The organism is Mycobacterium gallinarum (genome assembly GCF_010726765.1).
Lineage (GTDB): Bacteria > Actinomycetota > Actinomycetes > Mycobacteriales > Mycobacteriaceae > Mycobacterium > Mycobacterium gallinarum.
Map to the genome: position 1 here is coordinate 3347567 of NZ_AP022601.1, position 16241 is coordinate 3363807.

Consider the following 16241-nt stretch of genomic DNA (forward strand, 5'->3'; position numbering starts at 1 on the left):
AACAACTCTTGTATTACTGTTCTGTATGATCGTGTGGTGCAAACCTCGCACGCGCAGGTCAGAGGACAGGAGACCATGACGGAGATCTGGCGCGAAGAGCGGATGCTGATTGACGGCCAACTCGTCGGGGCACGGGAGGGTGGCGCATACGACAACGTCAACCCGGCGACGGAGAAGGTGATCGGCTCCGCGGCCGACGGCACGGCCGCGGATATGGACGCGGCCATCTCGGCCGCGCGGCGGGCATTCGACACCACCGACTGGTCGACAAATCACGATCTGCGCGTGCGGTGCATTCGGCAACTGCACGAGGCTCTGGTCAAGCATGCCGACGAGTTTCGCAGCACAACCGTCGCCGAGGTCGGCTGCCCGCTGGCGCTGACTTACGGCCCGCAGATCGACGCGCCCCTGGCCGGGCTGCCCTGGGTTGCCGATCTTGCCGAGAATTACGCGTGGGAGACCGACCTCGGTATCGCCGAGCCGTTCGGCATCAAAACCCGCCGCACCGTACGCCGGGAACCGGTGGGCGTCGTCGCAGCGATCACTCCCTGGAATTACCCGGTGCAGATCAACCTCGCAAAGATGGTGCCCGCACTGGCCGCGGGCAGCACCGTGATACTCAAACCGGCGCCCGACACACCCTACGGTGCAACGCTTCTCGGGCATCTCATTGCCGAGCACACCGATATTCCGTCTGGCGTTGTCAACGTGGTCACCTCAGCGGGCCATGACGTGGGTCAGCAGCTGTGCGAAGATCCGCGCGTGGACATGATCTCGTTCACCGGCTCGACGGCAACGGGCACCCGCATCATGATGGCGGCGGCGGCCACCATCAAGAAGGTGTTCCTCGAGCTCGGCGGCAAATCGGCGCTCGTGGCACTCGACGACGCCGATATCGGATCGGCTGTCACCTCGGCGGCGTTCGCCGCAACCACTCACGCCGGACAGGGCTGCGCCAACACCACACGACTTCTATTGCCCAGAGCCAAGTATCGCGAGGGTGTCGACGCGTTGGCCGAAATGCTCAAAGGCTGGTCGTATGGTGATCCCACTGATTCATCTGTCCTCATGGGTCCGCTGATAAGCGAGCAACAGCGGCAGCGGGTGCTCGGTTACGTCCGCAAGGGGATCGACGAAGGCGCCACGGTGGCGGTCGGCGGCGGCATACCCGCGCATCTGCCGGTCGGCTATTACGTCGAGCCAACTTTGCTCACCGATGTCGATCCGCATGCCACAGTCGCCCAGGAGGAGATCTTCGGGCCGGTCCTGGTTGCCATCCCGCACGACGGTGACGACCATGCCGTAGAGATCGCCAACAACTCGCGCTATGGCCTGTCCGGATCGGTGGTGAGCGCGTCTGACGACCGAGCGCGCTCGGTGGCCAACCGCATTCGAACGGGCACGGTCAATGTCAACGGCGGGGTGTTCTACGGGGTAGACGTTCCGTTCGGTGGCTACAAGCAGAGCGGCATCGGACGGGAGATGGGCGTGGCCGGTTTCGAGGAGTATCTGGAGATCAAGTCGATTGCGCAACGGGCATCGTGACCGCGCGGTCGCTGTCAGGCCAACGGGTCGTCGTCGTCGGCGCTTCAGCCGGCATCGGCAAGGCGTTCGCGATCCGGGCGGGTAAGGAAGGAGCGCGCCTCGTCGTCGCTGCTCGACGCACCGACAAGCTCTCCGAAGTCATCGCCGAGGTCGGCTCGGGTACGCCGGTGGTCACCGATGTGCGCAGACCCGAGGATTGTGCCCGCGTCGCCGCAGTCGCCCGCGAGCAATTGGGCGAAGTCGACCTGCTGATGATCAGTACCGGATACGCACCGCTGAAGAAACTCGGCGACACCGACACTCACGACTGGCGCGACGTTTTCGAAACAAACGTGGTTGGTGTACACGAGACTATCCGCGCCCATCTGCCCATTCTCACGCCCGCGGCGATCGTCGCCGCCATGTCCTCCGATTCGGTACGCAACCCTCACTCCGCGCTGGGGGCATACTCGTCGAGCAAAGCGGCGCTGGAGCGGTGTCTGGTCTCGTGGCGCCTGGAGAATCCCGGCTACAGGTTCTGCTGCGTCGAGGTAAGCGGCACTGTCCCGACGGATTTCACGTCTGCATTCGATCCGGACGTGCTCGGCGAAGTTGCGAGCGAGTGGATGTCCCGCGGTCTTGTCCAGGCGAGCAGGATGACACCGGAAGACGTCGCCGAAGTGTTGGCGGGCGTCTTCGGCAGTGTAGTGGACTTCCCGGAGGTCGGCCTGGAATCACTCGTCGTCAAGTCGCCATCGGGACCGTTGCGCCCGTGAGCGTTTCACTCCTGCTCGAGATGGCTCAGGAAGCGGCGCTCGCCGAGCCTGATCGCACCGCGTTGGTGTCCGGTGACTTGCGCTTGACCATCGCCGAACTGAGCGACCTCGCCGACGGCGCTGCCGGCGTGATCAGCGCTTCGGGGGCCGAACATGTCGCGTACGTCGGCGCCGGTGGGGTGATGCTCCCGCTGCTGGTGTTCGCTTCGGCACGGGCTGCCGTCCCCGTCACCCCGTTGAACTATCGGCTGTCCGCGGACGGTGTCCGTACGCTGATCGGGCGGCTCCCGAAGCCCGTCGTGATCGTCGACGACGAGTACCGCGCTGTGGTCGGAGACTTGGCGGGCCACGCCGCGCAGATCTTTTCCGCTGCTGACTTCATCACCGTGGCGCGGACATCGGCACCAGCGGCCGAGTTCGCCGACCCGGATTCGGTGGCTGTGGTGTTGTTCACTTCGGGCACGACATCAGCACCCAAAGCCGTTGAGTTGACGCATAACAACCTCACCAGCTACGTCATGGGCACCGTCGAGTTCGCGTCGGCAGAACCCGGTGACGCCGCCGCGATCTGCGTACCGCCTTACCACATCGCAGGCGTCGGAGCCGCCCTCTCGAATCTGTATGCCGGGCGTAAGATGGTCTACCTCAACAACTTCGACCCCATCGAATGGGTCCGACTGGTCAATCGCGAAAAGGTCACCTCGGCAACAGTGGTTCCCACGATGCTGGACAGGATCGTGACCGTACTCGAAGGGCTCGATGGGTCTCCCCTACTGCCCTCGCTGCGCACGCTTGCCTATGGCGGATCGAAAGTCGCTGCGCCGCTGGTGCGCAAGGCCTTGGAACTGTTGCCGCATGTCGGATTCGTCAACGCCTACGGTCTCACCGAGACCAGTTCCACCATCGCCGTGCTCACCCCCGAGGACCATCGCAACGCGCTGGCGTCAAGCGACCCCGCAACGTCACGTCGGTTGGGGTCGGTTGGCCGGCCCGTCCCCACGGTCGAGGTGCAGGTCCGAGCCGAGGATGGCACCGTGCTGGGGCCGGACGAGCCCGGCGAGTTGTTCGTCCGCGGCGAGCAGGTGTCGGGCCGCTACACCGGCATCGGGTCGGTGCTCGACGCGGACGGCTGGTTCCCCACCAGGGACGTCGCATTCCTTGACGAAGACGGCTATCTGTTCATCGGGGGCAGATCCGACGACACCATCATCCGCGGCGGCGAAAACATCGCTCCGGCCGAGATCGAAGACGTCTTGGTTGAACATGCTGGCGTACGGGAGTGTGTCGTGGTTGGCGCCGATGACGACGAGTGGGGTCAGATCATCGTCGCCGTCGTCGTGCCTGACGGCGAATTCGCACCCGAACCCGAGGAGCTACGGAGTTTCGTGCGCGAACGACTGCGGGGATCGAGAACTCCGGACCGCGTCGTCTTTCGCGGTCAACTGCCCACCAACGCCACCGGCAAGGTCCTGCGACGCCAGATCGTTGATGAACTGAACGCCGACGCCAAGGAGTCGACATGATCAAGAACGGCACTCGACTGAAAAGTCAGGTGTGCGAAACCCAGGTCATCATCGTGCGCAGTTCCGAGGCGCTCGACGACCTACGCGCAGGTGGTTCGCCGATGATTCCCGTCGGCGATGAGATCGATACGAGCCTGGCGCTTGACGACGGTCTCGCCGGGGGCACGCAGATGGGCAAACGATATGTCGACGGCGCGGGGGCCGAGGTGCTGGTGACCAACGCCGGCGCGGGCTCACTGTCGATCGGATCGACGCCTCTGGCGATCAAGGAAGCCAAACCATTGCCCGCCAGCGATTAGACGGATCATGGCTCTTGTCATTGCCGCCGAAGCAAACGGTTCGATCGGATGCAACCTGACAAATGAACGCGGAAAGGGCATCACATGGCCGACATGATCGATGACGTCGAATCGCTTTGGCCCGAGTACCCAGACTACCGAATCGACCTGACGCCCTGCCGGCTGACGGGACAGGTCTGGGCCGGCGACACACTGCTGGCCGAAAGCGATGCCTGTCTTATCGTGACGGAAACCGATCACACTGACAGGCTGTACTTTCCGGAATCGTCGGTTCAGTGGCAGCACTTCGAAAAGTCGGAGCACACCACGGTGTGCCCTTTCAAGGGACGGGCCGATTATTGGAACCTCATCGGCCCGCACCAACCGAGCGCGAATGCCGTGTGGACCTATCGTGCGCCGCTGCCAGAAGTTGCCGGGCTGAAAGGTTATGTGTCTTTCTACGACCTCGATATGCGAATCATCGTGGTCGATCGATGGCCCGACGGTACCGAGGTACCTGCGACGTTTCCACTTTGGGGCGATGCTGCCGAGCTAGTGCGGCTCATCGATGTTCAACCCGCGTCGGACTGCAAATTCATCGGTCCGGCTCATGGCCCGACTCGCCGCGACGTCGTCGAAGGCGGTCAGTTCGCCGGAGAAGCCATTGTTGCTGCCAGTAAAGCCCTTCCTGGACAACGGGTCACATCGATATCGATGATATTCACCAAGGCTGCTTCGTTCACCGCGCCTGTCGATGTCGATGTCGATGTTCTGCGCCAAGGTCGAACGTTCTCGACCGCCGAGGTGCGGATCAGCCAGCACGGGGCGTTGCGAAGTGTTGGGTTGCTTCTCGCCGACTCCGGCGCCGATGACGTCATGCGCGACAGCGCACCAATGCCTGACACCCCCGGCCCGGAAGCCGCTGTGCAGTTCGCCGGCTTCGGGATGCCCGGCCGGGAGATCAGGGTCGTCGACGCCGCATACGATCCCGACCCGGAGCGGGTCGGACCACCCGTGATCGACGCCTGGGTCCGATTTAGGGACGCACCTGATGAGCAATATCTACATCAGGCGCTACTGGCGCAGTCGACGACGCACTGGACCATCGCTGCAGGCATGCTGCCCCACCGCGGCTTCGGTGAGGCTCGCGCGCACGACACGTTGTCCACCGGAATCATGAAGGCCACCATTGCCTTCCACGACGACGCGGATGTCAGTGAATGGCTGCTGTACAGGAATTGCGCATTCTGGTCAGGACGAGGACTCGTGCAGGGCGACGGGCGGGTGCACACCCGTGACGGCCGCCTCGCCGCCTCCTACACCATTCAGGCCATGGTCCGAGCGTTCGGCCGCAGTCCCGCAGACATGGGACACGACAGCCGGACCGCGATGTAGTTGGCTTTCAGCAGTTATGGATCTTCGATACGCCGCGCCAAACCTCGAGCTGGAAACCCTCTGCCGCCGTTATGCAGCGGCGATAGACCATCGCGACATCGGCGGCCTGCTCAGTGTCTTCGCAGTAGACGCCACCATGCGCGTAGAGCAGCCTGGAAAGCGGCCGGGCAACCTGAACGGTCATCGCGAGCTCGAACGCATCATCGAGATCGTGAATCGCTTTCCCCGCACCGCGCACGTGCTTGGACAGGGCCTTTTCCAAGTGGACGGTGAACGTGCAAACGGTGAAGTCTATTGCACTGCACATCACTTCAGTTCTGACGAACAGGGCTCCTGCCACGATCTGGTGATGCACATCAGATACATCGACCGCTACGCGGTCAGCGAGGACCGCGGCTGGCGCATCGTCCACCGAAGGGTGTGCGTCGACGCCACCGAGGACCGACAGGTGCTCGGGGACTGGTAGTCGAATGGGACGATGCTCACGTGACGTGGCCGAGCACGTAATGCCCGCTGTCCGGATGGTGATACCACCCACCCGCCGCGCTGGTCCCGCCGTCTACGTGCAGCGTCTGACCGGTGACGTAAGAACTGAGATCGCTCGCGAGAAACACTGCGGCTCCAGCCATCTCGTCGACATGGCCGGCACGGCCGAGCGGCACCATCAGCTTGGCATTCTCTTCGCCGTTCGGCGCCATTCGGCGAAGACTCTCGGTGAGGGTGAAGTCGGGTGCCAAACCGTTGACCCGAATACCGTGTGATGCGAGCTCGAGCGCAGACGTCTTGGTGAAATTGAGTACCCCCGCCTTCGCTGCCGCATATGCGGCGAAGCCGGGTGCTGCGCGCACGCCTTCGATGGTGCTGACATTGATGATGCTGCCGCCCAGTTGGGCACCGACCATGGCGCGAGCCACCCGCTGAGTGCACAGCATCACCTGCGTCAGGTTCATGCGGATCAACGAATCCCAGCCGTTGGGGGTCGTCTCGAGGAGACCGGACCAGAAAACGCCACCAGCGTTGTTCACCAGAATTGTCGGCGTGCCGAATTCGCCCACCGTTTCGGCCAGCGCAGCGTCGACCTGCTCAGGATCGCGGACGTCGGCCACGCAGGCCAGTCCGTCCACCTCCGCGGCGGCCTCGGTCGCCTGGGCGGCGTCCTTCTCCCATATCGCCACGCGAGCCCCGAACTCGGCGAACGCTGATGCCACTGCCCTGCCGATGCCCGCTCCACCGCCGGTCACGACGGCAACGTGACCGGCAAGCGACACCGCATCACGGCGTAGAACCATCGGGCCTCCTCGACGACGAATGTCTGCATAGGCACTATACGACTAGACACTGAATGCTCTATTGTTTCATTCGGAGAACCGGGAGAAGTGGATGCTGTTCAACGACAAATACGGTCCCTGGGCGCTGGTCGCGGGCGCATCGGAAGGTCTCGGCGCCGCGCTCGCCAACGGTGCCGGCGAGCGGGGGTGCAACGTCGTGCTGATCGCGCGCACCGAATCGAAGCTGGCCGACGTCGCCGCCCACATCGAGCGAACCTACGGTGTTCAGACGCGCACGCTGTCGGTGGATCTCAGCGGCCCCGATGCGGTTCAGCACGTGATCGAGGGTGTCGACGATCTCGAGATCGGACTCTTCATCTATAACGCCGCCGCCGAGCCCCGTGGGTTGTTCCTCGATACCCCAGACGACGAACTCGTACGCAATGTGTACATGAACTGTACGGTCCCCACGCTGCTCACCAAATCGCTCGCTGCCAAGATGGTCGAACGCCGGCGCGGTGGTATTGCGCTGTGTTCCTCCGGCGGTGCACTCCAGGGCCTACGCATTTTCGCCGCCTATGGAGCCGCCAAGGCCTATGAGTTGCTTCTTGCGGAAGGTCTGTGGGACGAGCTGCGCGGCTCCGGCGTTGACGTCATGGGTTACATCATCGGCACGACCTTGACCCCTGAGTTCCGTCGCAACATGGACGTCACGCCTGACGTCGAATCGAGCTTGCGCGCTGCGGGCGCGCAGAGCCCTGAGGAATGCGCCGCGCGCTTCTACGAAGTGTTCGGCAGTGGCCCAAGGGGATACGCAAGTGACCACATCGAGGCGAGCTTTGCCGCAAACGCCAGTCTGCCGCGTGCTGAAGTAGTAGCCGCTTTGGGCGAGCACATGCAGGCGAACTTCGGCTAGACGCCGAGGCCAAGCGGTCCTGCTGCACGAATTCTATCGATGAACTGACTCAACGGAGGCACACATGAACCGTCTCAAGGGCAAGGTCGCCCTCGTCACTGGAGCGGCCCGCGGCCAGGGGCGCAGCCACGCCGTCCACCTCGCGGACGAGGGCGCCGACATCATCGCCGTCGACATCTGCGCCGACATCGAGTCGAACGAGTACCCGCTTGCCACTCCCGAGGACCTCGACGAGACAGCGAAGCTCATCGAGAAGTCAGGGCAGCGGGTGGTGACGGCTGTCGTCGATGTGCGTGACCGCGCAGGTCTCAAGGGAGCGCTGGATGACGCCGTTGCGCAACTGGGTGGTCTGCACGTCGTCGTGGCGAACGCGGGGATCTGCCCGCAGGGCAACCATATTCCGTATCAGGGCTTCATCGACGCATTCGACGTTGACTTCGTCGGCGTCGTCAACACCATCCACGTCGGCCTCGGCCACCTGACTGCCGGCGGGTCGGTAATTGTGACGGGTTCCATCGCTGGACTCGTCGACCAGAAGGATCTCGCGACTGGCGGAGGGCCGCAAGGCCCTGGCGGGGCGGGCTACGGAATGGCCAAGAGGATGGTCCGCGACTATACGAAGGCGCTGGCCTTGACGATGGCGCCGCACAACATCCGGATCAACGCGGTCCATCCCACGAACGTCAACACGGACATGCTGCACAACCTGCCGATGTATCGCACCTTCCGGCCGGACCTGCCCGAACCTTCGCGAGAAGACGCAGAGTTGGTCTTTCCGGTCCTGCAGGCAATGCCGGTCCCCTACGTAGAGACCGAGGATGTGTCGCACGCGGTGGTGTACCTCGCGTCGGACGAGTCTCGTTACGTTACCGGGCAACAACTGTTCATCGATGCCGGCGCTGGCTTGAAAATGGGCATGTAAGCGTTTCTGCACGCGCATGGATTTTGTGCGAGCAAATAGCAGCGATGTCATCCGCAGTTAGAGGATCGCTGGACCCAGCCACCGCGCAACGAAGCGGCGGAGTGCGACTCCGCCGCGCGTTTGAGGTCTGGGATCGGTGAGGAGAGATTGCACAGTGCGCAAGGTCATTTCGGCCAGCTCGCCAAGTTCGGTGACATCCAAGCCATGAAGCTTCCAATCGACATCAGGGCGGTGAAAGACCGACAGGCAGAATGTATTGGCGTGTCAGCGGTTAGCGAAATGACCTCTTCGTCCTCGGCTCAGCGAGTCAACAGGCTCTCGAGTTGCGGATCCCCGGCGAGATTCTCGATCGCGAACGAAACGCATTCGACGACTTCAGAAACCGGATTTTTGAGTCCGCCGACGTGTTGTGTGACTAGATCGCGCCACCGCTGCAGGTTCGATCGGCGCTCCAGGTCGGACTCGAACCGACACTGGACGGCGACACTGGCCGAGCACGGGCAGCGCGATGAGCTTTCGCCACAGCAGTAACACCGGTCAGCGCTAACCAAACCGCGGCGGTGCAAGATCCGAATTGGATACTTGCGGCGGCGTGGGAATTTCCGGCTTGGCTTCGTTCAGGGTGTTTGTGTAAGTGCCGTCGACGTACACGTCGATCCAGGTCGTACCGTCGATCGTTTTGTACGAACACGTCGAGACCCGACCCTTCGGGCCCGAACTGGTTTCGTACCGGCCAGCGGCTTCCTTGCACCCAGCCTTGATTTCCGCCTCAGTCTGCTTTTCCTCGGCGCTGGCGCCGACGGCTGATGCGAGCGCAATACAAAGGCCAATGCAAACGGCGCCGATGGCTCGGGCGACGCGCGCGATTCGGCGGGTCGCGGCGTGCTTGTTAGTTGTCATTCTCTACTCCTCGTGGTTAGTTGGCGGCGCGGTCGCGCCGCTTCACGGGAGGAATTCTTCTGAGATCACGGGGACCGTGTAATCGCCGTTGGGCCAGAATTAGCCCCTCGACGGGGAGGATTTCCTGTCCGACCGGTAAGCAAGTGCGGCCCGAGGCGATGCGCACCTATGGTGTGCCCCCAGTGAGACTCGAACTCACACTTGGCGGATTTCAAGTCGGCCGAAGCACGTGCGCCGGTATTCGTGGATGTTTCAATTACCTGCTTCTAACAGCAGATACCGTTCACCGCGTTCGTCAGCATTCGCGGCTATCACGCGTGAGATGTGACAGCGTCGTGACACTGACGCAGTCGCCCCGAAAGCCGAACTACCCTGCTCGCCATGGGCGGGGCCGCACGCGTAGCGGGCTATCACCTACGAACTGCCCAGCCGATGCGATCGCTGCATCCCGTCGCGGTCGGTGAATGTCGCACCTTCGCGTGACCGAGAAGCTGCCACTCCTTGGACGTCACCCCTCCTGTCGGTGCGCTGAACTAACCTCCCCCGTAGTCAGACCCGACCGTCATGATGTGTTTGGCGTGGTGAGCGAAAAGCGGGAGACAAGGTGATTGACCGGCTCGAACGCAGACCTATTCGTGTTGAACTCTCGAATGGCGAGATCCGATATGAAGTTCGAGCTGCGGTTTAGATGAACGGTAAGAGGAAACGGTTGAGACGACGCTTCAAGACCACCGTTGAGGCCGAGGCATTCTTGGCCCAAACGTCCGAACCAAATCGCATCAGACGCTACAAGATCCGCGATGAGCAGTATCGGGAGGCGGTGAGGCAGTCCGTTTCCATTGCCGGCGCGCTCAAGCTGCCGGGTGTCGTGCCGGAAGGCGGCAACTACCGTGTCCTCCGCCGAGCCATCGACCGCCTCGGTCTCGATACATCCCACTTCGCCGGGCAGTCCTGGGCGAAAGGCAAGAGGGTCTCGCATCGCCTGCGACCGATCGAGGACTTCCTATCGAACACGTATCCGATTCAGTCTGATCGGTTGCGCCGGCGCCTCATCAACGAAGGCGTTTTCGAGCGTAGGTGCTCCGGCTGCGAGCTCGATAGCTGGATGAGCCAGCCGATTCCTCTGGAGTTGGACCATATAGACGGCAACCATCAGAACAACGCGCTGCAGAACCTTCGACTGCTGTGCCCCAACTGTCATGCGCTTACGCCGAACTTCAGAGGCAAGAACAAGAGCTGTGCCTCCGCACTAGACTCGACCGCCTAGAGGGGACGTAGCCTAATTGGCATCGGCGGGGCGCTTAAAACGCCTGACATTTGTGGGTTCGAGTCCCACCGTCCCCACCGTCTCGGCGGGTCCTGTTTGACCGACGGATGCCGACCGCAGCGTGGTGCTGAACCCGCCGCCATGGCTATTACTCTCATGAACCCCGAGGGTCGGCCGAAGGTCGGGTGCCCGCCTATTACCGGGCGGCGGGCGTTCAGTCTCCAAGAACACCCCAAGTAGTTCAGCCCACTCTCGCTATCAACACCACCAACCAAACAGGGAGAGATCAACCATGGACCGCAACATCGTCAAGCTCGCTCTCGTCACCGCCGCCTTTGGCGCCATGGCCGTTGCCGGTGCCGGCACCGCGCTGGCCGAGGCCCCGCGCGTCGACACCGCACCCGCCTTCTTCCCCTTCGTCGAATTCGAGGACGTCGTCGAGCAGCCGTTCGAGAACTTCGGCGATCGAACCGAGCGCCAGTTCGAGAACTTCGGCAACAACGTAGAACGCCAGTTCGCGGCTTTCGACTGAACGCCGCGCCATGACGCCCGCTGCCCTCGGACAGCGGGCGTTCTCGCGTCAGCCGGGTGTTCGCATGACCAGAGCAATCGGTAGCCGCATTTCGCCAGGGAGATCGCGAGATGAGAACGTTCTCATCCGAGGTGCCTGAGAGCCGGGCCCGATCGGGACCATCTCCGCGCGTTGTCAACTATGTTCGCCTATGTGGAGCCACCCCACACCTACATGCGGGAGGCATCCGCTTCGGTGGCACACCACGCGGATTACCTCGACCGGCGCGACGACCACGCGCTCTGCGGAGCGGCGATCGTGGTTGCGACGACCCTGACGCAAGCGGACGCGGTCTGTCCGGAATGCGAAGAGAAGCTGATTCAGTACCACCTCGCATGGTGGCGGGAGAGGGCACTGGCGGCCACGGCCGAGGTCGAGGCACTGCGCGCCAAGTACGGCGAGCCTGCGCAACCCACGTCCCAGGTCGACGCAACGACCGCCGAGCCGGAGGAAACCGAGCCGACGACCCTGCTCGACCATGCGCGACGAGAACTCACGAAACTCTGCCGGGAGTTCGACGACGCCGTCCCCTACTTCCGCCTGAAGAACGCGATGCAAGCGTTCAGCGACGGGTTGGAAAGCGACCAGCGGGTTCTCCTGGCGCAAGAGATCGGCGGCGACGGCACGCTAATTCGTTGGTCGACAACGGAAGTCGAAGCCCTCGGTTGGCATGTCAGCAACAGCCCTGTCCGAGGAGAATCCGAAGCGACGTGGGACGCCTGGATTCAGGACTCTTACCAGGCACCGAAACCGACGAAGCGGCGGTTCGGCCGCTCTCGCTGAGCGCCGGGCGACGGAAACCGTTAAAGGCCGGGACGGGGCCGTCAAGAATCCGTTAAGGCCGGTATTGACCTCCTGAGCTGGGGCGATCCTTCTATGGGCCGCCGAAATACGGCGACCCGTAAACATCTCGGAGTGTCATGTCCGTCCTGGTGTACATCGCGTTGACGGTGGCGGTCTTCGCCGTCTTCGGCCTGATTCAGAAGTGGGTCGAGGGTCTGTGATCGAAAACGTCATCGGGCTCGTGCTGGCGGTTCTCATCGCGGTGTTCCTCTTCGCCGCCCTGCTCTTCCCCGAGAGGTTCTGAGTGAGCACCACCACCGCGGGGATCCTGTTCCTCATCTCGCTCATCGTCGGCCTCGCGGTCGTCCACGTGCCGCTGGGCGACTACATGTACCGGGTCTACTCCTCGGAACGGCACCTGCGCGGTGAGCGCGTCATCTACCGATTGATCGGCGCCGACCCCAAGGCGGAACAGACCTGGGGTTCCTACGCCCGCAGTGTGCTCGCGTTCTCGGCGATCAGCTTGCTGTTCCTGTTCATTTTCCAGTTGGTGCAGGGCAAGCTGCCCTTGCATCTCAACGACCCGGGCACCGAAATAACCCCCGCGCTGGCGTGGAACACCGCGGTCAGCTTTGTCACCAACACCAACTGGCAGGCCTATTCGGGGGAGTCGACCCAGGGCCACCTGGTGCAGATGGCCGGTCTGGCCGTGCAGAACTTCGTCTCGGCGGCGGTGGGTATGGCGGTGGCGGTGGCGTTCGTGCGCGCACTGGCCCGCCGCAACACGTCAGAACTCGGCAACTTCTGGGTCGACCTCATCCGCGGAGTCATTCGAATCCTGTTGCCGCTCTCCGTCATCGGCGCCATCGTGCTGATCGTCGGTGGAGTCGTCCAGAACTTCGACCTGCATACGCAGATTGCCTCGACGCTGGCCGGCGGTCAGCAGACCATTCCCGGAGGCCCGGTCGCCAGCCAGGAGGTCATCAAGGAGCTCGGCACCAACGGGGGCGGGTTCTTCAACGTCAACTCCGCGCATCCGTACGAAAACCCCACCGCATGGACGAACTGGATAGAGATCTTCCTGCTGTCCTGCATCGCGTTCTCACTGCCGCGGACCTTTGGACGCATGGTCGACAGCCGTAAACAGGGCTACGCGATCGTGGCCACCATGTCGGTCATCGCACTGATCAGCGTGACGCTGATGATGACCTTCCAGGTGCAAGCGCACGGCACTGTCCCGACCGCCGTGGGCTCGGCGATGGAAGGTGTCGAACAACGGTTTGGAGTCCCCGATTCGGCGGTGTTCGCCAGCATGACGACGTTGACGTCCACCGGCGCCGTCGACTCGTTCCACGACTCCTACACCAGCCTCGGCGGCATGATGGCGCTGTTCAACATGCAGCTCGGCGAGGTCGCACCCGGCGGCGTGGGCTCGGGCCTGTACGGCATGCTCGTGCTGGCGATCATCACGGTGTTCGTCGCGGGCCTGATGGTCGGCCGCACGCCGGAATACCTCGGCAAGAAGATCACACCGCGTGAGATCAAGCTCGCAGCAACGTATTTCCTCATCACACCGCTGATCGTGCTGACCGGCACGGCGGTGGCGATGGCGATGCCCGGTCAAAGGGCAGGCATGCTCAACACCGGACCGCACGGCCTCTCGGAAGTGCTGTACGCCTTCACCTCCGCCGCCAACAACAACGGGTCGGCGTTCGCCGGGATCTCGGTCAACACCGAGTGGTACAACACCGCACTCGGGCTGGCCATGCTGTTCGGCCGGTTCCTGCCGATCATCTTCGTGCTGGCGCTCGCCGGTTCACTGGTAAAACAGGGCAAGACACCCGAGTCCGTCGGCACGCTGCCGACCTACCGGCCGCAGTTCGTCGGCATGGTCGCCGGCGTCACGGTGATCCTGGTCGCCCTGACCTTCCTTCCCATGCTCGCGCTGGGACCCCTCGCCGAAGGAATCCACTGACATGTCTGCACCCACCATCGACACTGTGTCCGCACAGCCGAAACAGCACGCAACCAAGCGTGTTCAGGGCGGGCTGCTCGACCCGAAGATGCTGTGGAGGTCGATGCCCGAGGCGCTGCGCAAGCTCGACCCCCGCACCCTGTGGCGCAATCCCGTCATGTTCATCGTCGAGATCGGCGCCGTCTGGAGCACAGTGCTCGCCGTCATGGAACCGTCCTGGTTCGCGTGGCTGATCGTGGTCTGGCTCTGGCTCACCGTGATCTTCGCCAACCTCGCCGAAGCCGTCGCCGAAGGACGCGGTAAGGCGCAGGCCGAGTCACTGCGTAAGACCAAGACGGCGACGATGGCTCGGCGCCTCGTCGGCTGGGCACCGGGAACACCCGGCCTTGAAGAAGCGGTCGCCGCGCCGCTGTTGCAGCAGGGCGACATCGTGGTGGTCGAGGCGGGCCAGCCGATCCCGGGCGACGGCGATGTCGTGGAAGGCATTGCCTCGGTGGATGAATCGGCGATCACGGGTGAATCCGCACCCGTCATTCGCGAATCGGGCGGTGACCGCTCGGCCGTCACGGGCGGCACCACCGTGCTGTCGGACTGCATCGTCGTGAAGATCACCCAGAAGCAGGGCGAGAGCTTCATCGACCGCATGATCGCGCTCGTCGAGGGCGCCAACCGGCAGAAGACGCCCAACGAGATCGCGCTCAACATCCTGCTGGCCTCGCTGACGATCATCTTCGTGTTCGCTGTCGCGACGCTGCAACCGCTGGCGATCTACTCGAAGGCCAACAATCCGGGAGTCGCGGACTCGTTGGCGCTCAACGGCAACGGTGTCAGTGGCATCGTGATGGTGGCTCTGCTGGTATGTCTCATCCCGACCACGATCGGCGCTTTGTTGTCGGCGATCGGCATCGCGGGAATGGACCGCCTGGTGCAACGCAACGTGCTCGCCATGTCGGGCCGCGCGGTGGAGGCCGCCGGCGACGTCAACACCCTGCTGCTCGACAAGACCGGAACCATCACGCTGGGCAACCGACAGGCCGCGGCCTTCGTGCCGCTCGCGGGGGTGACACCCGAAGTGTTGGCTGACGCTGCACAACTGTCCAGCCTGGCCGACGAGACGCCGGAGGGCCGCTCGATCGTCGTGTTTGCCAAACGGGAGTACGGTCTGCGGGCCCGCACCGCCGGGGAACTCGACACCGCGCATTGGATCGAATTCAGCGCCACCACACGGATGTCCGGCGTCGACCTGGACGGCCACAAGCTGCGCAAGGGCGCGGCGAGCACTGTGGCCGAGTGGGTGCGCTCCGAAGGCGGCATCGTGCCGACCCAGCTCGGCGACATCGTCGACGGAATCTCCGCCGCCGGCGGCACGCCCTTGGTCGTCGGACAAGTGCAGGATGGTGGGGCCGAGGTACTCGGTGTCATCCACCTCAAGGACGTCGTCAAGCAGGGCATGCGGGAACGCTTCGACGAGATGCGCCGCATGGGCATCCGCACCGTGATGATCACCGGCGACAACCCGTTGACCGCCAGGGCGATTGCCGACGAGGCCGGCGTCGACGACTTCCTCGCCGAGGCCACGCCGGAAGACAAGATGGCGCTGATCAAGAAGGAGCAGGCCGGCGGCAAGCTCGTTGCGATGACCGGTGACGGCACCAACGACGCACCCGCACTTGCGCAGGCCGACGTCGGCGTCGCGATGAACACCGGCACATCGGCGGCCAAGGAGGCCGGCAACATGGTCGACCTGGACTCCGATCCGACCAAGCTCATCGAGATCGTCGAGATCGGAAAGCAGTTGCTCATCACCCGCGGTGCGCTGACGACGTTCTCGATCTCCAACGACATCGCCAAGTACTTCGCGATCATCCCGGCACTGTTCGTGGCGCTGTTCCCGGGCCTGGACCTGTTGAACATCATGCGGCTGCACAGCCCGCAGTCGGCGATTCTGTCGGCGGTGATCTTCAACGCCCTCGTCATCATCGCGCTGATTCCGTTGTCGCTGCGCGGGGTTCGGTACACACCGGCCAGCGCGTCAAAGCTGTTGAGCCGCAACCTCTACATCTACGGGCTGGGCGGCATCATCGCCCCGTTCATCGGCATCAAGATTATCGACCTCGTCGTCCAACTCTTCCCAGGAATGTGA

Annotated in this window: 16 protein-coding genes, 1 tRNA gene and 1 pseudogene; 15 read left to right on the forward strand and 3 right to left on the reverse strand. The window is 63.3% G+C overall.

The window, feature by feature from the left end:
- Positions 1-75: 75 nt before the first annotated feature.
- From G6N42_RS16270 to G6N42_RS16295, 6 genes are all read left to right on the forward strand, one after another.
- Positions 76-1545, forward strand: a complete 1470-nt coding sequence (locus tag G6N42_RS16270; protein WP_163737664.1) for an aldehyde dehydrogenase — start codon at positions 76-78, stop codon at positions 1543-1545.
- Positions 1542-2300 carry an SDR family oxidoreductase gene (locus tag G6N42_RS16275; protein ID WP_163730514.1) on the forward strand — a complete coding sequence of 253 codons (759 nt, stop codon included), beginning with the start codon at positions 1542-1544 and terminating at the stop codon, positions 2298-2300. Before G6N42_RS16270 ends, G6N42_RS16275 begins: the two co-directional genes overlap by 4 nt.
- Entirely contained in the window at positions 2297-3823 is a 1527-nt protein-coding gene (locus G6N42_RS16280) for a class I adenylate-forming enzyme family protein (protein WP_163730515.1), read from the forward strand. The genes G6N42_RS16275 and G6N42_RS16280 overlap by 4 nt, the downstream gene beginning before the upstream one ends.
- Complete coding sequence (locus G6N42_RS16285) at positions 3820-4122, forward strand: hypothetical protein (protein WP_163730516.1); 303 nt, start codon at positions 3820-3822, stop codon at positions 4120-4122. Before G6N42_RS16280 ends, G6N42_RS16285 begins: the two co-directional genes overlap by 4 nt.
- An 84-nt stretch (positions 4123-4206) precedes the next feature.
- Entirely contained in the window at positions 4207-5496 is a 1290-nt protein-coding gene (locus tag G6N42_RS16290) for a DUF427 domain-containing protein (protein WP_163730517.1), read from the forward strand.
- A gap of 16 nt (positions 5497-5512) precedes the next feature.
- A complete protein-coding gene (locus G6N42_RS16295) occupies positions 5513-5962 on the forward strand; it encodes a nuclear transport factor 2 family protein (RefSeq protein ID WP_163730518.1) in 450 nt (149 codons plus the stop codon).
- A 16-nt stretch (positions 5963-5978) separates the two neighbouring features.
- Here G6N42_RS16295 and G6N42_RS16300 read toward each other — a convergent pair whose 3' ends face one another.
- Entirely contained in the window at positions 5979-6785 is an 807-nt protein-coding gene (locus G6N42_RS16300) for an SDR family NAD(P)-dependent oxidoreductase (protein ID WP_163730519.1), read from the reverse strand.
- Between the two features lie 91 nt (positions 6786-6876).
- Between G6N42_RS16300 and G6N42_RS16305 the strand changes: the two genes are divergently transcribed.
- Positions 6877-7680 (forward strand): SDR family NAD(P)-dependent oxidoreductase, encoded by an 804-nt coding sequence (locus G6N42_RS16305; RefSeq protein WP_163730520.1) that lies wholly within the window; start codon positions 6877-6879, stop codon positions 7678-7680.
- Between the two features lie 64 nt (positions 7681-7744).
- Positions 7745-8602: a mycofactocin-coupled SDR family oxidoreductase gene (locus G6N42_RS16310; protein WP_163730521.1), complete on the forward strand. Its 858-nt coding sequence runs from the start codon at positions 7745-7747 to the stop codon at positions 8600-8602.
- 57 nt (positions 8603-8659) lie between these two features.
- Here G6N42_RS16310 and G6N42_RS31230 read toward each other — a convergent pair.
- Together G6N42_RS31230 and G6N42_RS16315 are read right to left on the reverse strand one after the other, a co-directional pair.
- A pseudogene (locus G6N42_RS31230) lies at positions 8660-9024 on the reverse strand (TetR family transcriptional regulator); the annotation flags it as partial.
- Positions 9025-9145: 121 nt separating this feature from the next.
- Entirely contained in the window at positions 9146-9502 is a 357-nt protein-coding gene (locus G6N42_RS16315) for a hypothetical protein (RefSeq protein WP_163730522.1), read from the reverse strand.
- Between the two features lie 688 nt (positions 9503-10190).
- Here G6N42_RS16315 and G6N42_RS16320 point away from each other — a divergent pair.
- From G6N42_RS16320 to kdpB, 7 genes are all read left to right on the forward strand, one after another.
- The gene (locus G6N42_RS16320; protein ID WP_163730523.1) at positions 10191-10769 is read left to right on the forward strand and encodes an HNH endonuclease signature motif containing protein; all 579 of its coding nucleotides are present in this window, start codon (positions 10191-10193) and stop codon (positions 10767-10769) included.
- A gap of 1 nt (position 10770) precedes the next feature.
- A tRNA-Leu gene (locus G6N42_RS16325) sits at positions 10771-10846 on the forward strand.
- A 215-nt stretch (positions 10847-11061) separates the two neighbouring features.
- On the forward strand, positions 11062-11301 hold the full coding sequence (locus G6N42_RS16330; protein ID WP_163730524.1) for a hypothetical protein: 240 nt from the start codon (positions 11062-11064) through the stop codon (positions 11299-11301).
- 192 nt (positions 11302-11493) lie between these two features.
- Entirely contained in the window at positions 11494-12123 is a 630-nt protein-coding gene (locus tag G6N42_RS16335) for a hypothetical protein (RefSeq protein ID WP_232076171.1), read from the forward strand.
- 202 nt (positions 12124-12325) lie between these two features.
- Entirely contained in the window at positions 12326-12427 is a 102-nt protein-coding gene (gene kdpF, locus G6N42_RS31235) for a K(+)-transporting ATPase subunit F (protein WP_232076172.1), read from the forward strand.
- A complete protein-coding gene (gene kdpA / locus G6N42_RS16345) occupies positions 12428-14098 on the forward strand; it encodes a potassium-transporting ATPase subunit KdpA (RefSeq protein ID WP_163730526.1) in 1671 nt (556 codons plus the stop codon).
- A gap of 1 nt (position 14099) precedes the next feature.
- Entirely contained in the window at positions 14100-16241 is a 2142-nt protein-coding gene (gene kdpB, locus G6N42_RS16350; RefSeq protein ID WP_163730527.1) for a potassium-transporting ATPase subunit KdpB, read from the forward strand.